This window comes from Endozoicomonas sp. Mp262 (assembly GCF_025643335.1).
Lineage (GTDB): Bacteria > Pseudomonadota > Gammaproteobacteria > Pseudomonadales > Endozoicomonadaceae > Endonucleibacter.
Genome location: NZ_CP092489.1, coordinates 4,111,571 through 4,137,197 on the forward strand (window position 1 = coordinate 4,111,571; position 25,627 = coordinate 4,137,197).

A 25,627-nucleotide genomic window follows, 5' to 3' on the forward strand; every position below is an offset into this window, starting at 1 on the left:
CATATTAAAACGCCCAATGAACGTTAACATAAACAGAGCGCTGTACTTCCGTTTGCATCTGCCCGGTAAACACCTCATAAAACTGCTGCTGCTGGCTATCCAATAAATTCTGACCAACTATAGAAAATTCCAGCCCTGGCCTGATTTCTTTTGAAAGTTTAATATCCGCATTGGTATTGGCCTTGATGTTATTCACTTCATAATGGGGATCAAGGTGCAATTTACTGATATAGCGCAGCCAGATGTTAAGCGTCCACTGCTCAGGTAATTTAAACGACGAAAGCAGATTTGCGGTATGCTTTGCAGCAATACCTTCCACTATATCTTCATTGGCCTCACCATACCCATCTTTGTTACTGCTATCTGCATCAACATTAATATAGGAATAGTTAAGCCGCAACCGCCACCAGTCCCTTACCTTCCAGTCCAGGGCAAGCTCCAGGCCATGAGTAAAGACTTTAAGCCCATTAGTCAGGGATGTAGGGAAGGCAACCACACCAGCCCTGGGTACAAATCCACCATTTCCATCACTAACATAAGTACGAATAGCAGGATCGTCACAAATCAGTAGTTCAAGAGCCTCAGACCGAGACAGCGGATAAGTTTCAAAACCCGGTGTTACGCAAGCATCTGACTCTTCATAACTGGTGACATCCTTATAAAAATTCAGATAGCCCGCAAGATCAACACTCAAATCGGGATTAATCTGCTTACGGATGCCAAAATCAAAAGCCGTCAGTTTTTCAGAATCCAGCTTCGGATTGCCTGATACGCTGAACATGGATGGTATGCCATAAAATAGACCACCATTGCCGGTTTCATCTGTTTTTCCCAAATAACTGATATTAGTAATGGTCAAGCTGGTTTCTGATAAAGCCGGGGTTTTTACCGCTTTTGAAACCGCCCCCCAAACCGTTGTTTCACGATTCGGAGTCCAGGCGAACCGCATATTGGGTTGAAATTCGTTTCCTGTTACCCGGTTATTTTCCATCCGGGCGCTCAGGGTAATATCCAGGTCAGGCCTTAACTTAAATGAGTCTTGTGCAAAAACACTATAGAGTTCTTCATTAAACTTTCTGTCTTCTATTGAAATAAACCGCTTATCCCTATCGTCCAGGTTATACCAGTCAACACGGTAGTTGCCGCCCCAGATAAAATGGTGAGTATCCCACCAGGGGAAGCTATGCTGAAACTCCAGATCCCAGGTTTCACGACCCTCTTTCAGTCTAAGGTCATCATTCAGATATTTTTCATAGTAGCTTTTCAGTATTAACTCACCATCACCCAGTGACTGTTTATAACGGGCAATAACATTGCCACCATTCTGATCCCGGTCAACCTTATCCCTGGCCTCGAAAGCGTGTTGATTAAGGTTATAGACATAATAGGGTGGTTTGGTGGTTCCCTGGTAAACCCCACCCTGTAAAGTCAACTCATCCTGATCTGACAGGTAGTAATCAAAGCGAAAACCCGCCTGGCTCATATGCCAGTTATCATTCGCCGAACGCCCCGAGGGCACCTTGACCTGGGCATCCCGGTCAAAGCCCCGGACAAATACCCGATAAAATGACTCGTCACTTAACTCCCCCCCATAGCGGACAAGTCCGGTAACCCGTTCTTCTGTACCCACGCTGGCACTGACTAAACCACCCTGGGTATCTTCTGAATGTCGCGTAATAATATTAATAACACCGTTAACGGCATTGGCTCCCCAAAGTGCGGCACCTGGTCCCCGAATCACCTCAATCCGGTCGATGTCTTCCAAGACCACATTCTGAACATCCCAGTTCACCCCGGAAAAAAGCGATGAATAAACGGTACGACCATCAATCAACACCAATACTTTATTGGCAAAAACATAATTAAACCCCCGGGCACTGGCGGACCAGGTATTGCCATTAAGGCGGGCCACCTGCATTCCCGGCACCATCCGTAAGGCGTCAGGAATGGAAGTAATGCCCATATCCTGAATATCATCACGGGTTATTGTATAAACCGCTGCTGCCGCATCAAACTGTCTCTGGCTTCTCCTGGACACTGAAGTGACCTGTAACACCATCAGTTCCTGAAGACTAAAATCCAGTAATTCCACCGTACTGCCCAGGCTATCACCCTCAGAGGCTTTTACCTGTGAACCAACAAAGACAAAGCAGGAAATTGCTGTCATTAGCAGAATAACGATGCTGTTTGAGTATAAAATCCTTTTAATCATAGCCCTATCGCCGGTTCGAGTATCCCATCCAGCAATTCTTATCGGCGATATGCATTAGATCTGTATCAGTCAACTTTAAATCAGGTTCAGGCCCGAACCAAAAACCGTCTATATTGATGAACTCATTCAATGACCAATGATACAGATCCTCAACAATGCTTACCTTTCTTAAATTTATCCGACAAAAATGGTGGCTTTTTCTCTGCTTTATCCTTGCCCTTGTTTTAATCAATCTGTTTGAAAAGGGCGATCCCATTGAGGTTCTGCTGTTATTTATTGTCTATAGCTTTGCCGATTTCTGCATGATTCTTATGACCATGGCCTGGCAGGAAAACAACCCAAAAAAATCCGGCTACTATCATCTGCTGGCCTGCAGCACCTTTACCCTGATTTTTATTTATCAAGGAGTCAGACACCATGAATGGCACTATGCCTGGGTGACTATTATTTTCCTTATCGGGGCATTAAAGGCCTTCTTTCAGAACAGCTTGCAATTTAGTGGACTCAACAGATTTAACTGGCAATTAGGTGCCATTATTCAAGTAACCATACTGTCTCTGCTGTTTATTTATCAATATGGGCCCGAGCACCTGGTGAACTGGCTGGAAGCCATCGGTATGGCGGGGTTTTCCATTGTGCTGCTTATAAAAGAACGGGATTTTACCTCTCCCCGGGGACGGCGAAGTAACTGGCTGGCCCTTGCCACGGTTGGGCTTCTGGTGACCAGCAGCCTGACTAATACGATCCTCCAGTGGCAACAAGGCCATATCAACGGCCTGCCCATTGCGCTGACCCTGTTTGCTTTTTGTGTATGGCTTGAGTACTTGCAAGGGCTACTCAAAAAAAATTATCCGTTGCCATTCCAATAAAGCCACTGCGGTAAAATTTCCTCAAGAACACCAGCAAAAACGCCCGCTCTCAACTATAGTCACTGCTGTATCCACTCCAGAGAATCCAGGGAGCACCAGCATGGTTGACCATACTGAAATCATGGGCGAGCTCATTGAAATGGGGATCAACACCAACCCCGTTCTTCCCTTTACAGCCTGTATACTGGATCCCTGCAAGCAGATTCTGGTAACCAGCTGCAATGCCATGCATATAAGCCCTCTATACTCTGCTGAAGGGCTTGCACTCCATATGCTGGCCGGTAATTTTCATTCTGATGACAACCAGCACTTAACCCTGATAACCACCTGCGAACCGGATAATGGCAGCCTGCTGGCCATTTACTGGGCCAGCTTGCAGGGTATAAGAATCAGTGAAATCGTTTATGGCGCTACCCGTGATGATATCAAAGCCAGTTGGCCTGATGATCCGGGATTACCCTTTAGCGATTACCTCGGGCATTTCCCGGCCGCATTCCGCAATAGCCTGAAACTCACCGGTCCCATACTACAGCCAGAATGCCGCGAAATATTTCAGGAAGGGCATGATATGGAAAAACAGGGTTCATATCCTGTACTGTCCATGGATATTGACCAGTTCTGGATGCCCGGTGACTGGCTGATGGACGATTAGCGGCTTGATGGTTGACAGAAGGTTATGTGCCAACGTTATACACTGCACTTACAAACCGCAACAGGGCTTATATCGAATTACGCAGAGCCATAGATTATACTGGCTCCATTGCTACAGTATTAAGGAACAGAATCTATGGGATTTCTGAGCGGCAAACGTGTACTTATTGTTGGCGTTGCAAGCAAGCTCTCTATCGCTGCCGGCATTGCCGAGGCAATGCACCGTGAAGGAGCCGAGTTGGCTTTTACCTACCAAAATGAAAAACTCAAGCCCCGGGTTGAGAAGTTCGCAGAGGGCTGGGGGTCATCAGCAGACTTATGCTTCCCCTGCGATGTAGCCAATGACGACGATATTGAAGCGGTTTTTGCCAAGCTTGGTCAGCACTGGGATGGACTGGATATTATCATACATTCTGTAGGCTTTGCCCCGGGCGATCAGCTGAGCGGAGACTTCCACCAGGTAACGACCCGTGAAGGCTTCAAGATTGCCCATGACATCAGCACCTATAGTTTTATTGCCCTGGCCAAGGCCGGTGCTGCGATGCTGGAAGGCCGTAACGGTTCACTGCTGACCCTGTCTTATCTGGGCGCCGAGCGCACCATGCCAAACTACAATGTTATGGGTCTGGCAAAAGCCAGCCTGGAGGCCAGTGTTCGCTATCTGGCAACCAGCATGGGACCACAGGGTATCCGGGTAAACGGTATTTCTGCCGGTCCTATCAGAACTCTGGCGGCTTCCGGTATTGGCAGCTTCCGTAAGATGCTTTCCCATAACGAGCAGAGAGCTCCCCTGCGCCGTAATGTAACCCAGCATGAAGTTGGCAATGTTGCCGCATTTCTCTGTTCTGACCTGGCATCAGGAATTACTGGTGAAATCACCCATGTTGACTGTGGCTTTAACATTACCGCAATGGGATCACTGGAATCAGCCTAACGTCCAAACACATGATTTTAAAAAAAAACCGCTTATTAGCGGTTTTTTTATTTATTAAACAAATTCCATAAAACATAAAATTTATTACAATAATATAAATAATATTAAAAAAAGCCAAAGGGATATTGCTTTGCCATTTAAAAACAAATTAATAACCGCCATTATATTGACGACAGCTATCAACTTACCCAATACTTTCGCCAAAGATTGTAATTCCCTGGTTGTTGATAACAGCATTGAAATCAGCAAAATTGTAGATGAAATTATTTACGCCAATAACCAGGGAAAACTTAGCTGCTGGAATGAAGAACAGGTAAATCATATTAAATCAATATTAAATAATTACCCTACGGCAGATCTGACACATGAATTAAAAAGAGAACTCTCTTACTGTCGAAGTTCAGAAATACTTGAGATCAGCACCACATCAATAAAAGAGTTTAACAGAATTATAAAATATAGTAGTATGAATGCCTCCACTGTATTATTGCATTTAGTAGGTGACATACTTGGTAAAAGTTTGGATTTAGAAGGATCTTCTCCCCGAGGTGAAGATTTCTTAGAAATAAGAAGAGAGATATTAATAAAAATAAGAACCCTTTTTACAAACTACAAATTCATTCCTAAAAATGAACCAGTAGAATGTCTGACTAAAGAAAGGCTAGCAGAGACTCCACCAGACTTACCGTTAGATTACCTTGATCAACTGATATCTCAAACTGATACAGCTATTACTGTAGGTAAAGCATTACAAGGTTCTTTTAACTCATTTTTCAATGCATTTAACAATGCCACAGAAAACTTATCAGGCACAAATCCATCATTTTTCTTTAGATCAGGATGGTATAGCCATAGTATCACCTATATGATAACAAAAGAAAAAAATAAGACATTTACATTTAGAGTTTTTAATCTTGGAGGAGGATCAGATTATAATATCTCTAACGATCAAAATGTTGGTTTTATTCCAGCACTTCCTTATACCGAGTTCAAGAATATTGAAAAAGAAAGGCTTGTAGAATTCTTTTTCCTAAAAAATATTTATGATATTTATCACAGTTCAAAAAATACAAAAGCCAATTACTCAGAAAATATTCAAAAAAGCCTTGAATACTACCTATCCGCTTCACGTTGTACAAATAAAGTAACTCTTCAAGATATGGAAACCTATCAAAAATCAGGAACTTGCGGATATTACACCCTACCTTTGCAACAACAATTTTGGGCAAAACAACAATTCTCTGAAAACCCAAGAATAAGACAACAATCGATACTATTAGAACAATGGATAAATGCCATTTTTATCCATTATTTTTCAAATCAAATAAGCAAGGAAATAAATAATAAAAAATCAGGCGCAATCAGCTATTTAAAAAACATCCTGGAAAAACCTCAAAAACAACTTATAAAAAACATTGATCTATTCGCCACCTCTTCTCAACATTATATTGAAAACATATCAAAGAGAAAAAATGAAGGAATGAGTGACTATGGGCTTATAAAAAAAACAACCAACCTCCTAAATATTTCCCTAAAAAATATTGATTTATATAAAAAAGGCCTCAACCTACAACCTTCTTTCATAAAAAAATTCAATACAACCCCTTCAATACAGGGCACAAAAAAAATATGGAACACAAAATATTTATTTAACAATGATCAACAAGAAAAAAATATTTTTTAAAAATTAAAAGAAACGGGTCATTTATATGAAATCATAGATTTTTGGAACCCTACAAATGAAAATATTATACCTACTATAAACAAAGTAGTTTCCATACTAAATGAATGGCAACTAGACAACAGTACAATATACAACCCAGAGTTACATTACGGCCTGGAGGCAATACAAGCCATTCGGCTACTAATAAAAAAAATCCCCCTAAGCTGCCAGTCCGATAACTGTTTCTGGAGCACCTATTTTAAAAACAATAATAAAAATACTGAAAAAATAGATACACTCATAAATTTACTAAGCTCTCTTAGCTTAGAATATTTCTGGGCCATACAATCCAGTATCAATTACCATGATTATTTATTAACGGCGGAGGATATTTTCACGCAACTAAGATTATATTCCATAACAGAAAATATATTAAATAATTTCTCCCAAAAAACAGCAGTCACAGAAATCAAAGGAAAAAAATTTAATTTAAAAATAAATAAAATTTCACAAGTATTCAAAAAGTTTAACATTTTATTGACAAGATCAAAAAACACTCAAGAACTATGGGATGAACAATTTAACTATTGGATGAAACACTACAGACCAGTCCCGACTTTCTTTCCTGACGAAAAAACTTCAATTGAATCAATAATATATAACTCAACAATAGAGATACTGACGTATTACCCTACAGACACAGATGCCACCAACGCTATAATAGATAACACCCATGTAAATGAAAACATGATTCCTGATGCAAATCATAAATGGCGAGCAGAGGAAATAAACTTCCTTCTTCAATACCAGGAATCTGTCAAAAATGAAAATAGCTACCTAGATTTTAATGAAGACGCCAACGACATTGATATTGCCCTTTCCATGTTAACCAACAACACAAAATATAAATCAAACACAAGTAATAAAATACCCCTATTCTATTATGCAGCCAGAAATATTTATTCATTAACAAAAACATTTCTTTCTGGCCATATTTTTTCCAACTCCAATATAAGAAAACATCTCAATAAACAAGCAGGTATAAATTACAACGTTGAACTTAAAAAAAACCATTCTTTCAAATACCTTCAGTTAAAAAAATTCGTATTTGGAATAGACAATATCGAAATGGGTATATTAATAAATGATGATAGTCAACCCAGCTTTTCAGAACAAGAGGCTGGAATAACATTTTTTAAAAACATACTAACTCAACCCAATATATATTATTTTAGAGATATAGAGTACAAAAGACTTACTAAAACCAAAGATAAATATTTTAATTATGCTTTTACAGATAAAGAAAACGGTAAATTTACTTTAGAGGAACAAAGACACCTCCAGCATATACTCAGCAAAGAAGAGAAACAGATACAAGAAGCTATTTCTTATTACAGTACAAACCCATACCTACTAAAAGAAAGAGAACATCAAATAACATTTGAGCAACTTATTCTTCAACCAGAACTGCTACAATTAATAACTCAATCAAAAAAAACAATTAACCAAATTGCAAGACTGATAAAATCACAATACATGATATATAAAGGAATTGATTATAACATATCATCTTTTCTACTGAGAATAAATTTTTTAATGAAAGAAATAGTATCAATAAAAGTACCAGAAAAAAAGTCACTATTTTTAAACTCAAGAAAAGAAATTATCAACCTTATCTCACCATTAAACAGTAATATAAATAACAAACAAACCATTAAAACCAGATTATTTCTTACATACTTACAGACTTTCTCCTATAACAATACAGCATGGACAGTAGAAACTTTAAGCTGGTATATTATCGCCAACATTTACCTTAACATAACATCCGGACAACAAAAACTTACACATTTAAAACATGAAAAAAATGAAATACTTGGATTAAATGAAAAACTATTGCCATCAATAAAAAAACAATTAATAATTTATGACAATCTGCCACTTCACAAGACAAGAGAGTATTTCACTAAAGAAATAAGCAACACTTCATGGAAAAACCAATTTCCTATTTATTCTTCTGAAAACCATAGCATTAATATTTTCACATTTAATTTTACAATCGGGTCAAAATCAATAACTACTCTACCAAACGATATATCCAACCACCCTCTCTTCAAAAAAATAATTCAGTGGGACCAAAATATAGTAGAAAAAAGCATTGGAAACACGTATATTTTATTTGACAAATACTCAAACAAATATCGCATAACTCTTAATAGCGATGGACTAATCATCCAAACTAAAATAAATAATCAGTGGGGGCAATTAATTAATAAAAATGAAATTAACGATAGTCGCTTAGCTAACCATGATCACTTTAATGCTTGGCTGACACAAACAGAAGAAACGATATATATTACAAACAAAAAAAATCAACCTTATATCAAAATAAATAAAACTAATAATAAAAGCCCAAATATATTAACAAACCCAAATAATGAAAATATTTATTTATGGCAAAATCAATACATAAAAGGAGTAACCTTAGATCCTGACTTAAGTTTTATCTGGGGAGACAATAGTGATAAAATACACAAAATAGATTTCCCAAACCTAGATGTAACATTTAAACTTGATGAGAAAAATCAATTAAAACTAGATAAAAGAAACTATCATTTAAACTTTAATCAAACACCTATAAAACTTAATAAAATAAACTACTTTACTGAATTAAAAAATAGCGATTCTGGTGGTCCATCAATAATAATACCAAGATATTATCTAAAAAAAGATAATTTATTTGATCATGAATTTAAACTTGATAGAAATTTATCCGATATAAAAGATAGAAAAAATAAAAATAAGTATAATTATCATATTTTTGACATCAAACAAAACCACATCATCCCTCACAAAAACGGCAGATTCTATCTCTCGTACTTACATTTATTAAATAGAGACTACTTCCAATCACTAAGAATAATGAAATTATTCAGCTCAAGCCTATCCGAACTTTCAGACGAACAAAAAGAAGAAATAGTTTGGATATTATCTGTTAACGACTCCTCTCCTAATGCACTCGCTATCAAAGTACAAGCTTATGCCATACTAAAAATGAACAGTTTATTCTTTAATTATGAAATTAGCAATATCATTGAAACATTTAATAGAAAAATTAATGATCCTGAAGATGAAGTATTCATAGAGGATATTTACGAGGAATGGCTCAGTGTTAACTTTAATATTGGTGAATACTATAACTTAAATTCAATCTCTGAAGAATTCGCTTTTAGCGATATTATGTCAGACAACAGGAAGAAAGAAATTAATACCCAAAAAGTCAATTTTGAATTTAAACACAGTGGCAATAACGAAAAAAATTTATTTAACTTAGAGCAATCCATAATAAAACTTCTTAATGGTGATTTTATCAATGATAGAAACATAAAGTCACACTCATCAAAAATCGCACAATCTTTTTACTCAAATTTTTATTCGATTTACGAAACCGCACTTCAATTTGACAAAAAAAGCTACAAGAAAGAAAAAGAAGAATTAATAACCAACTTGCAAAACTGGCTACCGGATTTACAAATAAATAGGCCCGCAGACCAGCTATTTATTCAGTTCTTAGAATTTATTGAAGATATAATTGATCCAGAACTAGGAAAATTAATCAAACTAATTATTTATTCAGATGACAAAGATGGAATACCTTCAAGCGATATGTTAAAATCAATTCATGATGATGAAGAAAAAACAGGTCTAAAACATCGAATAAGATTTTTCAAAAGGTCACTTAAATCTTCTTACGAAAATATTTACTTAGAAACAACTGCCCAGTCTGAGCATGAGGAAACTAAGCCATCCAAAAGCACAACAATAGAATATACTGATACTTGGGTAAGGCCCTTATGGAGCAAAGTCAAAAATCCTAATTTCAACTCAAGCTATACCCCACCAAAACTAAAAAGCAAGGACAAAGAACTTTTATTAGATAATCCCGTTCTTACAGAAAAAGAGATTTCAAATTTATTCAACACTTATACAGTTAAAAAATTCTCTGAAGGAGATATTGAACAGCTTATAAGGTATGAAGGACTATCCGTTAATGAAAAATATACAAAACAATATTTAATTAAAATAACATCACTAATCAAGCAAGAATCATCCAGTACGCACTCATCTATAAGTAAAATATCTGCCCTTGACTCACTACTATCCAAATATTTAAACCAGGAAAACTCACTAAAAGAACAAGCTAAAACCCTAAAAGAAAGAATTTACGATATGTTAAATGCTTCCCCTTCTGAAAAAAACCTTGAAACAGACGCTTTATCTCGCTCAATAGCTGAGATTGATCAAAAACTACAATTTAGCTCTCTACTACAACTTTACGGACGTTCTGATTTTGAAGCCATATTTAATGCAATGCCCTATTTTAATGAATATGAAATTAATGAAATATTATCATCAACAAAAAAACTTCTTCTTATTGAGACAAAAGCAAAGCACTTAAATAGAATAGTAAAAGAAGGTAACGCTATTATTAAAAAACATTCTAAATCAGAGCTCACTGAAACTGAAATAATTAACTTTATTGAACTACTCAAATTAAAAAGAGAATTTAATGTAAATAATAATATCGACTATCTTATTCATGCTTAACTTTAGAGTTAGTATGACATGAACGTTTGGTTATATTTTAAAAATTGTGTGCAAAAATACATCCAAACGTTTTTTCAGATTCGGTATTATTCTTGATTATTGCGTTGTTGCCGCTATTTATGCCGCTTTTTTCTTTTCTTTGACTATTCCGTCAGTCAAACTATTAAAATTGAACTCATATTTTTGGCTATATCGGTTCCAGCCCTCACGAATAGGTAATCTGGGGATAATTCCTGCGAGTGCAAATCTTAGCATGCCAGCGGTGGTTGTATCCTGATCCCGCCAAGGAATCCTTGAAATGCCCACGCTTGCTTGATTTTTACAGACGGTCAACAGTTGCAATAATGCGTATCCAGCCATCTTCAGATGCATCCACCGCAACAGAGTTCTCAGCTTTTGCTGCCATAACTGGCGGCAACCAAATGAATGTTTAATTTGCTGAAACATGGGTTCAACCGGCCATCTTTTCGCATAAATACGAAGGATGTCTATACCTTCAAGTCCAGTATTGGTTGCAATGAATATACGGCTTTCTGTCAGTCCTTTATCATTTTCAAACCGACCCCAGACAACCCGAACCTTGCGGCCTTTCAGGAAGCGAGCCCGACATACCCGGGTGCGATAACGTATCTTTCGAAATCTGCCGTATATTCTTACGGTTGTTTGATATTCCGGTAGCTTCTCCACTTCCGGGGGCGTCATTTTGATGCCATACTTTTTGGGTCGCCCACGTTTTTTTGCAGTGGACTCCAACGGTAAGGCATACAATGCCCGGTTTAACGGGATTTGCCCTACTACTTCATAGCCCATTTCCAGAACGGGTTGCATTAGCGTCCAGTTCATATACCAACAGTCTGTCAGCAAGCGCAGTCCTTGCACCTTCACCTCTTGCCTCACTACTTTTAGCATGGCAACAGCGATTTTTAGCTTACTGGCATTGCCTGAAGCAGGAGATGGAAAGGAAAGCACAGGGATGGCAGTAAATACTTCATCTTTAGCCCGCTCAAATACAACAGCCAGGGATACCCAGCATTGTCCCCAGATATACGTTGGCCGGTTCCTTTTTTTACTGTGCTGGTGATGGGTTCGGCAAGCGGGAGCCTTGTCAGAAAAACGCTCCACCACCCAATCATCAAGACCAATGTTGATAAGTTCACCCCGTGGTACTTTTGAGCATACCAGCTGAATGAGCCGGCATGCGAGGCTCCTCCACCGCCACTTGCCTTGAGAGAGCCAATGGTGGTAACTGCTCCATACGCATTGAAAGTTATTAATAGATAACAGCGCCTGAGTGACAAAGCCTTGCCCGGATAGCATGCAGCCAAAAAGAAGTTCGCAGAACGTAGGTACTGCTGTTGGGGATAGCGCTGAAGCAAGAAACGTTGTATATAACCTGAATCCGTGATTTCTTGATTTGCCCGGCAGTTTTGAAAATGTGCTGATTAATTTTTTCCTTTGAAAATAACTCGGGTTATTGATTGAAGTGTTTTTATGTCGTTTTTAAGCATAAATGCTGATCAAAATATCATCAAACTTGAAGACAGGTTGAAAGAAGCCCTACCGTTATCAATACAGTACTTTCTCATTTATGGCATTTTTTTCTATCTCGCTATTCAATCAACAAAGTGCATGCTGGCTTATTAATTGATGGAAAGACCTGAAACCAGGACAGTAACGACCAAAGCGTAGCCGGTATTGATGTCCTTTTTTCAGAAGACGGGCAGCCAGGTAGATGAGTTCCTGTATCACGGTTTTTAACCGGCGTCGTTTGGCTTTATGACGTACCGGCGCATCTGGCCCGAGCAAGCAACTCTGCCCCATGTAGCGCAGAATGTTATAGACCAGTGCACCCAAACACATCACCAGGTCGTTGGTGTCAAACTTGCCTGAAGGCAGGCGCTCTAAATCCATATCAGTCTTCAACTCACTGTGAAACTGCTCGCTGGTCGCATGATCCTCATAAAGATTAATGATCTGATCATCGCTGTAGTCAGCTTCGCTGAGTGTTGTCCACCATCCTTCCAGCTCATAATCGGGTGTCAGAAATCTCTGCCCTACAGTATCAGTGGTACGCTTGATAATGCGAATAATCAGACGCTGGTTACCATAGTTGGTTTCATAGACGGTTGAGAGTGTCGCATAACTCTTTCCTGGACGCGACTCCTCCCATTTGACTTGCTTTTCTTCAAAAATGGGGAGCCAGTGTTCCTTGGTGTGATACTTTCTTGGGTTGAGCTTGATAATGTGATTCACACCTTTGAACCCGGCGATTTCCCGGCGCGATTCCTCAGCATCGTGGCCACTATCAAGGCGAACCAGAATAGGCGCTCGGGTCAAACGTCGGCTGCGGTGCAGCACTGCTTGTAAAAAGCCAATAAAATCATTCTGGGAGTGCTGAGAGCCTGGGCGTAATTCACATCCCAGGCACCAGCCTTCGCAGCCAAAGTAAGCGGCAATAGGGGCATAACCAAAGAATTTTTTATACGTGTACTCGACCCCCTCCTTTTTGGTATTGCTGTTATCCATAGGGAATACGTCGATATCCAGTGGTATGTGCTGCTTCTTATCGAGTTTTTTCGGAAGGGGTGTGACGGGCACCTGAAGATTAACCAGGACATCGGTAAGGCTGTCCTCGATGAAAGGAATCAGTTGGGCGGCATCTTCATTGAAACGCTGTCTTAAGCGGCTGGCTGAAGGCATTTGTTTAATGCCCATTGCCAACCGGAACCAGTCGTTATCCCGGTTATTATCAACATTATCAAAATCACTTTTACCCTGAGCCAGTTGGCCGCAGTAAGCTCTGATCAGGTCGATATGAGTGATACGGTGCCTTTTTTTTATTTTGCGCAGGGATTTGCTTAACGCTGTCTTTTTGTTGAGTGCATGACCAACGAAATAAAGCCCTGCGACCGGTGTATAAAATTCCGTCTGTGATTGTTCAATTTTCAGTTTCACAAAAATGCACCCAGGTGGTGAAAATTAGAGTGGGTGCATTTTAACTTGGAACTTACGTTTTGTGGTTGATCCAGAGGAGTTGGGCTACAGTGAACTCACGGATTCAGGTATAAGGCAAGCTCCCGGAGGATCTCTTTATGATCTGAAGTGAGCATAGCAACCATCTTTGTATTTTGTTTGGAGATGGTTGCTATTAACCGATTTCAGATGAAAATCGTACTATTGTTCTTTGGTAACTCTAAAGTCGAGTTATTCATGAATACCACGCTGGATTTCTTCTCAGAAAAGAACAAATTCATAAATTAAAAATACTTGAAGAAGGAATTTATACGGATAACCCAAACAAAAAAACCGGCACTCTATTAGAAATGAAAATGGGTGGAGGAAAAACATCAGTATTACTTCCATTACTTGCTAATAAAATAATAAAATCATCTCATTTAAACATCATTGTAATGCCAGAAACATTAATTCCTTCAGTGTCTAGTGAATTATCACAAATATTAGAACAGTCTTTTGATCTTTTTGTTGACGTCATTGTTGTTGACCGAAAAAAACTGAGAAAAACTGAAAATATAAAAATTTTGCGTCAACGTTTAGAGTGGGATTATAACCAAAAAAGAATGATATTAATATCTAACTCCAGCATTCAAAGCCTTTTTCTTGCCTATATTGAAAACATGAAAGCTGGCATACAGGAAAACATTGATGAATTTACAGGAATTTTTAAATTATTTAAAGAAAAATCTATTGTCACCATAGATGAAGCAGATCAAGTACTTGATATTATGAAAAGCTTGAGATTCACTTCTGGTGAAACATTGCCAATAGATAACAATATAATTTATGCAACCTATATGCTATATATTGGAATTGTACAAACTCCAACCCTAAAAAACCTCTTAATCAACCCGGCATTTACCGACGAGGAGTATCAAAACTCTACAAAAGAATTAATTGTTGATGCATTTATAAAAAATATTAGTGATATTAATTCCAACCACTTCCGCTTTCTATTCGGGTCAAATGATTACAATGAACTGGCATCATATGATAGGAAAGCTGTAAAAGAAGCACTTCTTACACAAAACCAGGAGACGCTCACACAGTTTATTTCTTTAATCAAAAATAAAAATATACAGACATTTTTCTCTACAGCTTACAAACAAATACATTCAATACTTCCTTTAACATTACGAAAAATACATGGGGTCAACTATGCTCTCTATCCAGATGAAGGATGCGCCCCCCATAATCAAGGCTGCCCTAAAATCATTGCTATCCCATACCATAATGGAAAGCCAATGATAAAATCAAGATTTGGAAGTATTCTTGAATCATTAAATTATACACTTCAAGCTATATTACTAGAGAAAAAAACAATCCACCCTCTTTTAAGCCTGATGAAAAAAACAAAGTCATTTAAAATATATAAGGATCAAAATTCAGAATTTTTACAATATATAAATTTCCTAATACCGGAGAGTGATATTGCCCCACTCATTTCAAGTATTTCTTTAGAAGATAATGAAGCCTCACCAGAAATTATCAATTATGCAAAAAATAATATAAATAAAAACCTGACAAAAGTATTATTGGTGACAAAAAATATCATCAATGATGCAATTCAGCAATCTCCCTCGCAACTAAAAACAAATGCCTATATTTACCCGCTTTTATTTAATAAAATCCAAGGCATTACTGGTAGGGTGAAAGTCTCAAATTGACCGAGCTTCTTCAGCTTGCCAACCGGGGAAAGTAGTAGGCAGCTATTTTTTCAATGCTTAAACAGAAGGCAGCCAATCACAGGTATGATGTTGATAGCACACAACACCTTGCCAGTGAGAGGCCGCCCCATGGAAGTATGTCAGCTACGGACTGAAGCCGCCACCATTTCTTGTGATGCGATTCAACGGTTAGGCCACCAATTGCAGGCTCTGCGAGAGTCTGGCAATCCTATCAGGCACTTTGAAGAGTTTGAGCAGACCGTTAATGCTCTCTTTAATCAAGCTCAGCAAGATTTTTTAGCAGAGGCGCTGGCTGAGCTTGATATTGATACCCCAGCTATTGAGGTCAGCGGGATCACTTATAAGCAGGTGTTGCGCAGTTATAAAACCTACCAGACAGCGGTTGGTTCAGTCCGGGTTATGCGAACACTTTACCGTAACGGCAAAGAGCCGTGTATCGTGCCCATGGAGTTGAAAGCCGGGATCGTGGAAGGCTTCTGGACGCCTCGGGCTGCAAAGCAAGCTGCCTGGGTTGTTGCTCAAATGTCTCCCGGTGAAGCAAAAAGCCTCCTTGATCTCATGGGAGGTATGTCTCCCTCAGAAAGCAGTCTTGCTCGTTTCCCCAGGCAATTTAATACTCAGTGGGAACAGCACCGTGAGCCTTTTGAAGAGATGCTTATTGAGAAACTTAACGTGCCCACCAATGCGGTCACAGTAGCCGCCTCCCTGGATGGCGTTATGCTGCCCATGAAAGATGGCAAACGAGTAGAAAAGCGAGCCAGGAGCGCTTCTGAAGGCAAACGGACTCAAGGGCCAACAGGTTGCAAGGAGGCCAGTTGCGGAACTTTGTCGTTTTACGATCAACAGGGGGAGCGTTTATCAACAGTCCGCATAGGACGAATGCCAGAAACTAAAAAACTCACACTCAAGCAGTCTTTGTCAGCACTATTGCAAGAAGCGTTGCGACAAAAGCCACAGCTGTCACTGGTCAAAGTCGCTGATGGCGCCAAGGACAACTGGTCATACCTTTCCCGGGAACTACCAGCGGGTGTTGAGGTTATTGATTACTACCACGCAGCCGATCACCTGAAGAAAGCATTTGACCAGGCTTATGGAGAAAACAGCATCAAGTCCAAAGAAAAGTTTGTCACTTACCGACACGTCCTCAAAGAGGAACTTGATGGGGTTGAGCGCATTATTAAAGCCCTGGCTTATCAGCATAAAAAGCATCCGCGCCGCTCAAAATTAAAGACCGAGCTGGAGTATTTCAGAAAAAATCGCCAGCGTATGCGCTATGCTGAACACTTGTCGAATAACCTTCCGATCGGCTCTGGTGTGGTAGAGGCAGCCTGTAAAACCTTGGTTACCCAGCGGATGAAGTGCTCAGGTATGCGCTGGAGAAATCCGGGTGGTCAGGGCATATTGACGCTTCGGTCATTAGTTCAGAGCCACTGGTTTGAAAATGGCTGGAAGTTATTTGCTGCAACTTATTGCGAGAAAGTCACCAAGGCTGCTACAAGCAATGTCATACCATTCCCTGAGAAAGGTGGCAGTGTTTAGTTGTGGTCAATATGAGACTTTCACCCTACTGGTACATTATGGAATAGCTCAACCTATCCAAACTTTTATAACAGAGAGTTTAAGTCCTCCACTCTCGAAGACACTTTAAATCTGATATTCAGTAAATCTGACCCACTGGTTACTGTCATAGATCAGCTTAGTACCACTACCGAACTAACTGAACGTGTCAGTATGATTATGGATATTATGCAAACTAATGACTGCTCATTTATTGATACCGGTAGCTTTTTTAAAGGTTATGGTAATGATCAGGTAGCAGCTGCTTTGCTTAACCATCATTCAGTAGAACCTCATTTCTCAAATATTATCTTCTATGATACTGAAGGAAATATCAATCAATATAATAAAAAGAGTCAAACCATATCAAACTATAATAAGCAAACAAATAACCGTACTCATTCCTGTGCATACTGGGACATACAGCATACTGTAGGCTCTGATCTCCGAGTGAATAAACGCTCTACTGCCGTTGTTACTATTCATAAAGATACGATACTACGGGATTTACTACAGTCTGTATGGCGATTAAGAGAACTCAATGCTGCACAAAATATAAAATTTGCAATTTCGCTTGAAGATGCAATAGTCGTTAAAACAAGTCTTCTGCAAACCATGGGCATTGACTCCACTTTAGATTTATCACTGAGTCACTTAATTATTTACCTGGCAAATAATCAATCCGATCTACTAAGCCGTCAGGGGACAGTTGCCATTACGGAAGATTTAAAGTCAACACTCATTCGTGAAGTATTCGATGCCGCCTTGAAGGACAACCCTTATCCGTATGAAGATATAGGGCACCTATTTGAAGAACAATTAACCACAGATGTTATTCAAAGTTTCACTCAAGTTTCTAAAAATGAGGATGCATTTACGGTTTTTTCCAATACCAAAAAATCGCTTCTAAATAGTCCTGCATATAAAGCTATTTCCTCAAGATCCCCTGATAAAGCAAGAGCGATTTCCATTCAGATGGACTCTATTATTGAAAAAAGACTACCTACAATAAAATCGACACTCACTAATTCAGGCTCACTTAGTCTTGATGGCACAAGTGAAGTGGAAGTATCGCAAGAACAAGAACAGGAGCAGGAGCAAGAGCAAGAACAGGAACATACACTGCACGAAGGTGATGATATTACAAATTCAGTATCATATGTCAGCAGTCCCCTTAATGACTTCAATTTTATTATCAACAACCCTATAGTTTTAGGACAAGAAAACCCAGCCCATGCATTCACAAGACTAAAAGACAGTATTCTATATGCTTATAAGCCACTGTCGAAGAAAGACCTGCAACAGCCAGATAAAATCTCAGCTATTTTTGACCAAAGAATCTATATCAGTTTGAATGTTGCCCCCATACATACTCCAAATATTAGAATATGGGGCTATCGGCAAAGAGAAAGCTCTGATCTTTATATCCATCTTGATGATGAAGATCAGAAAATAAAGGGCGTATTTATACTCGATATTAGTGAAGATATTTATAGTTCGAATATTTTCAAAATTGGGGTTGATGACCCTGAAGAGTGGCTGGAGGATTATCTATCTTATTTTTCCAACGATGAATCAAGGGATGTATTTTATTACTTAATAGTCCAGGCAAAATTCGCCCTTGGGTATTTGACTTATACGGATAAAGAACAAGAGTACCTTAAACTATGGCTTGCAAGCCAAATAGCATCCCAACAGTTGAATCGCAGTGATCTTCTTCAGCTTTTCCAGAAACATATTCTGTATTATAAAGCTAAAAGTAGACAAAACTTCTATTCCAGTGATATTTATAAGGTATTTAAGGAACTTAAAAAATATTAATGATAGGTTCATCAACAATATGTCATAAAAAAAGCCGCTAAAAACTAGCGGCTTTCTTCTTAAAGTCACTCTAAACTACTTGAACGCAATTCATAATAGGACAATATGACTTCCTGACTATTCATCATTTGTTTTTATCTGCACATCACCGCTATTTTTCAGGCTTTGCAGATACTCGCCATAGGTGTTACGGCCATTACTACCCGCAATGTACTGAAGCAGTCCTTTCATCTTCTCACGTTCTTCACTGGTATAAGCACCAGCATAAACCCTGCTCAGGGAAATTATAGCCATATCACCATTGGGAAGCTCTGCTGAGTCCAGTACAACGCTATCACTGCCAGGGTGAGGCATTTTAAAGGCCTTGTTCAACAGCTGCCGGGGAATACCCGTCTGCCCACGGCTTACACCTTTGCTTTCTTGCCATTGAAGATTTTCGTCTTTAGCGACTTTTTCAGCATCTCCGGACTTAATAGCAGCAATCAATTTCCCGGTTTTTTCCTGAAGCTGTTCATATGCCGTTTGTTTTTTCAACGCCGTAGTAATACCGCCTTTCACATCATCCAGAGCAATCAATTCCGGCTTGTGGTGTTCCTTAACCCTGATTACTGCAACACTTTCTGGAGACAGTTCAATAATCTCACTGTTTGCCCCAAGGTTAAGCACATCATCACTGAATGCAGCTTTGACAACTTTGGGGTTAGAGGCAATGCCCAGTCCACCATCCCGACCAAAAGCCTCTGAGCTTTTTATTTCAAGGCCAAACTGTTCCGCCGGTTGAACCAGGTCAGCCGCTTCAAAGCTGATATCTGCCAGCTGACGGCTCTTATCGAGGAACAGGTCTTCAACGGCCCTTGTTTTCAAAGAATCAACAATATCATCCCGTAACTGCTCAAGGGTGGGCAACTTGGCTTCTTCCCTGGCAATTAACTTAAGGATCTGCATGCCATAATCCGTTTCAACAGGCTGGGATACATCTCCCACCTTCAGCTCAGCCACGGCATCATCGAATGCATCACCGAAAAAACCGGACTCAACAATACCCATATCCCCGCCCTTGCTGGCGGTGACAGCATCATCCGAATACTTTTTGGCAATAGCAGCAAAATCCTTACCCTGCTCCAGCTGCCTGCGAATATCCTTTGCCCGCTTTTCTGCTTCGGCAGGGGTACGTTTCTCACCCGTTGCAATCAGGATCGAAGCAACCTGCTGCCGTTCCCCCTTATCCTCTTTCAGGCTGTCAATACGCTGTTGATATTCAACAGCAATATCATCCCCATCAATGGCAACGGACTTTGCGAGATCCGCCCTGCTGAGTTCTATGTAATTGACAACCACTTCTTCCGGTGTCATGTAATTCTCTTTATTATTCTCGTAGTACGCTTTAATTTCTTCCTCAGAGGGAACAACAGCGTCTCTTACCGGTGCGGCTGGCAGGGTCAGCCAGGCAATATCACGGGTCTGGTTTTCCAGGGCGCTCAGTTTCTGCATTTCAGCATCAGTAACAAATTCAGATGCAGAGAAGCCTGAACGCAATTGAATCAACAGGTTTTCTTCTTTTAGCATCTGCTTGAACTGCAGGGGTGTCATACCAAAGTTACGAACCAGCATCTGAAAACGGGCTTGATCAAAACGACCGTCCTGCTGAAATTCGGGCATGCTGACAATCATTCGGTCCAGTGCATCCTGGCCAATGTCCATGCCTTGTTTTTCTGCATCCTGTAGCTGCAGTGAGCGATCAATCAGAGATTGGAGAACAGCATTTTTAAAGATTCCTTCATCAATCATGGATGGGTCAAACTGGTCACCCATTTGCTGTATCAGCATCCGTCGTTGCTGCTCCAGAGCCTGCGCTAATTGGGCACGGGTAATATCCTGACCGTTAACCGAGGCCACTGTAGGGTTATTTGGATTGGGTGCCAGTGTCTCCAGGCCCGTGATTGCCATCATAAAAGCAATGATGGCAACGACAACAACCGTCACCCAGCTTTTCGCCTTATCCCTCATCGATTGCAGCATACAAACCTCAGTTATCAACTCACTGTCCGGATTGGCTTTGGATGATTCGTCAGGCCGCCAGATCAAATAGACATGAGCAAAACCTCCTCCTGGTTGCTATACGATCATTCAGCAATACATCCAGCAGGAAAGAGTCCAGAATCAAAAAAAAGCGCACCAAATGATGCGCCTTATACGGAAAGAAGCACAGACCAGGCAAATTTCAATTTGAACTTGATCCAGCTCCATCCCTCTTAGCTAAGGAGCCTTTCGGACTCCTTCACAGTGGGCGCTAAATTAGTTCACTGCATCCTTTAATGCCTTGCCAGCCTTAAAGCTAGGAATTTTGGCAGCAGCAATCTGAATGGGTTCGCCAGTCTGTGGGTTACGGCCAGTACGGGCAGCTCTCTCTTTAACAGAGAAAGTACCAAAACCAACCAGAACAACTTGCTCGCCAGTCTTCAGCGCATCAGTCACAGAGGTGATCATGGCGTCCAGGGCACGACCAGCAGCTGCTTTCGGGATGTCAGCAGATGCCGCAATGGCATCAATCAGCTCAGACTTGTTCACTCTATTCCCCTTCTTTGTAGGATGCTTTCTTAGCCAGAACAGCTAACAGGCATATTGGCTACATTGTGCCTCAACACCTGAACCTTACGGGCGCGACTGCTATGCTGCTGGATTTTAGCTGAAAACTCAAGCAACAGCGCAGGCTCCGTGTCTTTTCTTACCGCATACCCCATAAATCAGGCACGGCTCTGTCAAGCTAAGCATAAGCTCAGGTGAACAAACCCTACAGCCCATTTCATGGATCTGCAATAAAAAACCTCGACAGATTCCTGCCGGATTCAAAAATCTATCAGCCTGTGACCCGGGAAATAGCCACTGGGGAAATAAAACCCGGAAAGCCTTCCAAAATCATGTCCAATAGCATAAGCCCGACCGGCTACTTGCCACAAACCGGTTCATTCAGTGTTAATAAGGATATCATCCAGACCAACAACCAAAAGCCGACCTGCAACATAAAACGTACTCTCTCCTGGCACTACCCTAAGGATAATAGCTAACCATAGAAATACCGGAGCAGGTAAAGCGGAAAAAAGATCACTCTCCGCTTCCATCTTGAGGCAGCGGCATTTTATACCAACCGGTTTATGCCACTGTCAACATACCTCCCCCGTCAACACTGAACATTCGCATATTTTTTTAATAAACCGGATGTTTTCGATGAAAATTGGCATAAGTAACCCGATATGGCCCAGAATGCTGGCTTATCCGCAAGATAAAAAACAAGGATGGATAAATATAACACCCGACACAAAAAGGCTATGCAAAAGCCTGACCGGAAGCAGAGAGGGGCACGGGACTCCCACGGCCTCTTGCTGACAGACCAGAGGCCAGTGAACAGGGTTTCCTTCTTACAGCCTGGTATTGCATAAACAGGCTCCCGGCAACAGTTGTTGTTTTGCCGGGAGCCACAACGTCCAGCGCAATGCTCGAGGCTGTTGATATAATACCCGGGCTAGTGTGTATTGACCCTCTCGCCATCATCGCCACCGGCATCTATTGACCGGGTCACTGATGCCTCGGCACTGGCCACAGGTTCTGGCATATATTGCAGGGCAATATCCAGCACCTCATCAATCCACTGCACAGGGACAATATTAAGATCCTCTTTGATATTTTCAGGAATTTCCTTCAGGTCCCGGCGGTTTTCCTCAGGAATCACCACGGTTTTAATGCCTCCTCTGTGGGCAGCCAGCAGCTTTTCCTTCAGACCACCTATGGCCAGCACCTGCCCCCTTAAGGTGATTTCCCCCGTCATGGCCACATCGGCCTTAACGGGAATACCGGTCAGGACAGAAACAAGAGCCGTACACATGCCAATACCGGCACTGGGGCCATCTTTTGGCGTAGCACCCTCAGGAACATGGATATGCAAATCGTTCTTTTGATGGAAATCAGCCGGAATACCCAGCGCAGCTGCACGACTTCGAACCACCGTCAGGGCCGCCTGGATAGACTCCTGCATAACATCACCAAGGGAACCGGTCTTGGTAATCTGGCCTTTACCGGGAACCACAACTGACTCAATGGTTAACAGTTCACCACCCACCTGTGTCCAGGCAAGGCCGGTTACCTGTCCCACCTGATCCTGTTCCTCTGCACGACCATAGTTGTATTTTCTGACACCCAGGAAATCCTCAAGATTTTCCTTGGTCACCTGGTCTTGCCTGTCAGCCACAGACAGGGAATCATCCTTCACCGCTTTCCGGCAAATTTTAGCAATTTCCCTTTCCAGACCCCGCACTCCAGCTTCACGGGTATAGTAACGAATTACATCACGGATCGCTGCCTCGTCAAAACCCAGCTCACCTTTTTTCAGGCCACTGTTCTTCACCTGTTTCGGGATCAGGTAACGTACAGAAATATTGACCTTTTCATCCTCGGTGTAACCCGGAATCCTAATGACTTCCATCCTGTCCAGTAACGGTGCAGGAATATTCATGGAGTTGGATGTACAGACAAACATCACATCGGACAGGTCATAGTCCACTTCCAGGTAGTGGTCATTAAAGGCATTGTTTTGCTCAGGATCAAGAACCTCCAGCAGCGCTGAAGCAGGGTCACCCCGCATATCGGATCCCAGCTTATCTATCTCATCCAGCAAAAACAGCGGATTCCGCACTTCAGACTTTGCCATTTTCTGAATCAGCTTGCCCGGCATAGAGCCAATATAGGTTCTGCGATGCCCCCGCACTTCCGCTTCATCACGAACGCCGCCCAGAGCCATACGAACAAACTTCCGGTTGGTTGCCCTGGCCAGAGACTCACCCAGGGAAGTTTTACCCACCCCTGGAGGCCCAACCAGGCAGAGCACAGGCCCCTTCACCTTTTTCACCCGCTTCTGGACCGCGAGGTACTCAAGAATGCGTTCTTTAACTTCCTCAAGCCCGTAATGGTCTTTTTCAAGAATCCCCTGGGCCCGTTTCATGTCATGACGCACCTTGCTGCGTTTCTTCCAGGGCACACCGATCATCCAGTCGATGTATCCCCTGACAACAGTGGCTTCGGCAGACATGGGTGACATCATCTTCAGCTTGTTAAGCTCTGAGATAGCCTTTTCTTTCGCCTCCTGGGTCATCCCGGCTGACTCAATTTTTTCTTTCAGCTCATCCAGCTCATTGGGTGCCTCATCCAAATCACCCAGTTCTTTCTGAATGGCCTTCATTTGCTCATTCAGATAGTACTCCCGCTGGCTTTTTTCCATTTGTTTTTTAACGCGCCCACGGATTTTCTTTTCCACCTGCAGAAAATCCATTTCGCCCTGCATAATGCCGATCAGGTACTCAAGGCGCTCACCCAGACTCTCAACCTCGAGTACTTTCTGCTTATCCTCGATTTTCATAGGCATATGCGCAGCGATGGTATCAACGAGCTTGCCCGGATCACTGATACTGGCCAGTGACGTCAACACCTCATTGGGTACTTTCTTACTTAACTGCACATATTGTTCAAACTGGGACATCAGTGAACGAACCAGGATATCACCTTCACGGGGATTAACAGGCTCTTCATAACTTTCTGCCACAGTGGCCACCACCATTCCCTCCATTTCCTCGAGGGAGGTAACTGCCACTCTTTCTTCACCTTCAACCAGAACCTTGACCGTCCCATCCGGCAACTTCAATAATTGCAAAATACTGGCAACAGTGCCTACCTGAAACAAGTCTTCACTTGTGGGATCATCCACCTGAGCATTTTTCTGCGCGACCAGCAGGATCTTTTTATCCTCTGACATAGCGACATCCAGTGCACAAATGGACTTTTCACGCCCCACAAAAAGGGGAATGACCATATGCGGGTAGACCACAACATCACGCAGGGGCAGCAAAGGCAGCTGAAATACATTGGACGAACGTAAAGTTTTATTATCCATAGCTAAAGCCCCTTTTGACACAGCATCAAAACCAGCCTGAACATCGGCCCTGCAGCAAACATATAGCAAGAGCCTCGACACAGGCATGTGACCAGTACCTCTGTTGGTATTTATCTCACTCAACAGGCACTTTTAAAGAACAGGCGACAGCCTATAGCCTAAAGATGCGGGTTTTCTTCGGAAATTACAATAGTATTAAGGGTGTTGGAACCATAGAAAGCCTGATAGTTCCGTCTTTTTTTCAGAAACTCCTCTACAGGCTCTGTTTAAATCCTGATGACGGGTTCTCTATCGCCTCCCCCTGACAAGATGAATTCGAGCAACTGTGAAGTACCCAATTTCACCAGAAACCTGCCTTAAAAAGCCGAAAGAGCCGCCGGACACACCCAGTCATACTGCGTATCACCCAAATCCACCCACTGATTTATCCCCCCAGACTTAGCTCAGCCAGTAGCTCTATGTAAAATAGTCAAGCAAATCTCGACACCCAATAAAAAAATCAATCATCTTACCGATACTACTTATGGAAAACTTTTAAGGATAATTCCGCCAAAATATAGTATTGCGAATACAGTTAGTCTTTTTTAGCCGAATAAAAACGTCAGGAGAAAATGCTGCTTGCTGGAGTTTGATGATAGTCCCCTGTGGCAGCTTTCATCATCGTATTTGAT

General features: G+C 41.1%; 14 protein-coding genes. 8 read left to right on the forward strand and 6 right to left on the reverse strand.

All coding sequences use genetic code 11. The features are described 5' to 3' along the window. Positions 1-4: 4 nt before the first annotated feature. On the reverse strand, positions 5-2,212 hold the full coding sequence (locus tag MJ595_RS18065; protein ID WP_263079441.1) for a TonB-dependent receptor: 2,208 nt from the start codon (positions 2,210-2,212) through the stop codon (positions 5-7). Between the two features lie 155 nt (positions 2,213-2,367). Between MJ595_RS18065 and MJ595_RS18070 the strand changes: the two genes are divergently transcribed. From MJ595_RS18070 to MJ595_RS18090, 5 genes are all read left to right on the forward strand, one after another. Then, the gene (locus tag MJ595_RS18070; RefSeq protein ID WP_263079442.1) at positions 2,368-3,081 is read left to right on the forward strand and encodes a hypothetical protein; all 714 of its coding nucleotides are present in this window, start codon (positions 2,368-2,370) and stop codon (positions 3,079-3,081) included. A 100-nt stretch (positions 3,082-3,181) separates the two neighbouring features. Then, positions 3,182-3,733, forward strand: a complete 552-nt coding sequence (locus MJ595_RS18075) for a hypothetical protein (protein ID WP_263079444.1) — start codon at positions 3,182-3,184, stop codon at positions 3,731-3,733. A 135-nt stretch (positions 3,734-3,868) separates the two neighbouring features. Next, positions 3,869-4,666 carry an enoyl-ACP reductase gene (locus MJ595_RS18080; RefSeq protein WP_263079445.1) on the forward strand — a complete coding sequence of 266 codons (798 nt, stop codon included), beginning with the start codon at positions 3,869-3,871 and terminating at the stop codon, positions 4,664-4,666. A gap of 130 nt (positions 4,667-4,796) precedes the next feature. Further along, positions 4,797-6,350, forward strand: coding sequence for a hypothetical protein (locus MJ595_RS18085; protein WP_263079447.1), 1,554 nt, complete (start codon positions 4,797-4,799; stop codon positions 6,348-6,350). Positions 6,351-6,866: 516 nt separating this feature from the next. Next, positions 6,867-10,937, forward strand: coding sequence for a hypothetical protein (locus MJ595_RS18090; RefSeq protein WP_263079448.1), 4,071 nt, complete (start codon positions 6,867-6,869; stop codon positions 10,935-10,937). Between the two features lie 117 nt (positions 10,938-11,054). Here the strand turns inward: MJ595_RS18090 and MJ595_RS18095 are convergent, their stop codons facing one another. Then, positions 11,055-12,362 (reverse strand): transposase, encoded by a 1,308-nt coding sequence (locus MJ595_RS18095; protein ID WP_263322538.1) that lies wholly within the window; start codon positions 12,360-12,362, stop codon positions 11,055-11,057. A gap of 192 nt (positions 12,363-12,554) precedes the next feature. Further along, positions 12,555-13,892, reverse strand: a complete 1,338-nt coding sequence (locus MJ595_RS18100; protein WP_263078015.1) for an IS1380 family transposase — start codon at positions 13,890-13,892, stop codon at positions 12,555-12,557. A 323-nt stretch (positions 13,893-14,215) separates the two neighbouring features. Here MJ595_RS18100 and MJ595_RS18105 point away from each other — a divergent pair, with 323 nt between their 5' ends. From MJ595_RS18105 to MJ595_RS18115, 3 genes are all read left to right on the forward strand, one after another. Beyond that, positions 14,216-15,619 (forward strand): DUF3638 domain-containing protein, encoded by a 1,404-nt coding sequence (locus MJ595_RS18105; protein ID WP_263322539.1) that lies wholly within the window; start codon positions 14,216-14,218, stop codon positions 15,617-15,619. An 84-nt stretch (positions 15,620-15,703) separates the two neighbouring features. After that, complete coding sequence (locus MJ595_RS18110) at positions 15,704-17,179, forward strand: hypothetical protein (RefSeq protein WP_263078329.1); 1,476 nt, start codon at positions 15,704-15,706, stop codon at positions 17,177-17,179. Between the two features lie 198 nt (positions 17,180-17,377). Next, positions 17,378-19,018 carry a hypothetical protein gene (locus MJ595_RS18115; RefSeq protein ID WP_263079450.1) on the forward strand — a complete coding sequence of 547 codons (1,641 nt, stop codon included), beginning with the start codon at positions 17,378-17,380 and terminating at the stop codon, positions 19,016-19,018. Between the two features lie 117 nt (positions 19,019-19,135). On the opposite strand, the gene MJ595_RS18120 is transcribed toward MJ595_RS18115, so the two are convergent. From MJ595_RS18120 to lon, 3 genes are all read right to left on the reverse strand, one after another. After that, positions 19,136-21,037, reverse strand: a complete 1,902-nt coding sequence (locus tag MJ595_RS18120; protein ID WP_263079451.1) for a SurA N-terminal domain-containing protein — start codon at positions 21,035-21,037, stop codon at positions 19,136-19,138. 276 nt (positions 21,038-21,313) lie between these two features. Continuing rightward, positions 21,314-21,586: a DNA-binding protein HU-beta gene (hupB, locus tag MJ595_RS18125; RefSeq protein ID WP_263079453.1), complete on the reverse strand. Its 273-nt coding sequence runs from the start codon at positions 21,584-21,586 to the stop codon at positions 21,314-21,316. Between the two features lie 952 nt (positions 21,587-22,538). Then, positions 22,539-24,956: an endopeptidase La gene (gene lon, locus MJ595_RS18130; protein ID WP_263079455.1), complete on the reverse strand. Its 2,418-nt coding sequence runs from the start codon at positions 24,954-24,956 to the stop codon at positions 22,539-22,541. Positions 24,957-25,627 lie beyond the last annotated feature (671 nt).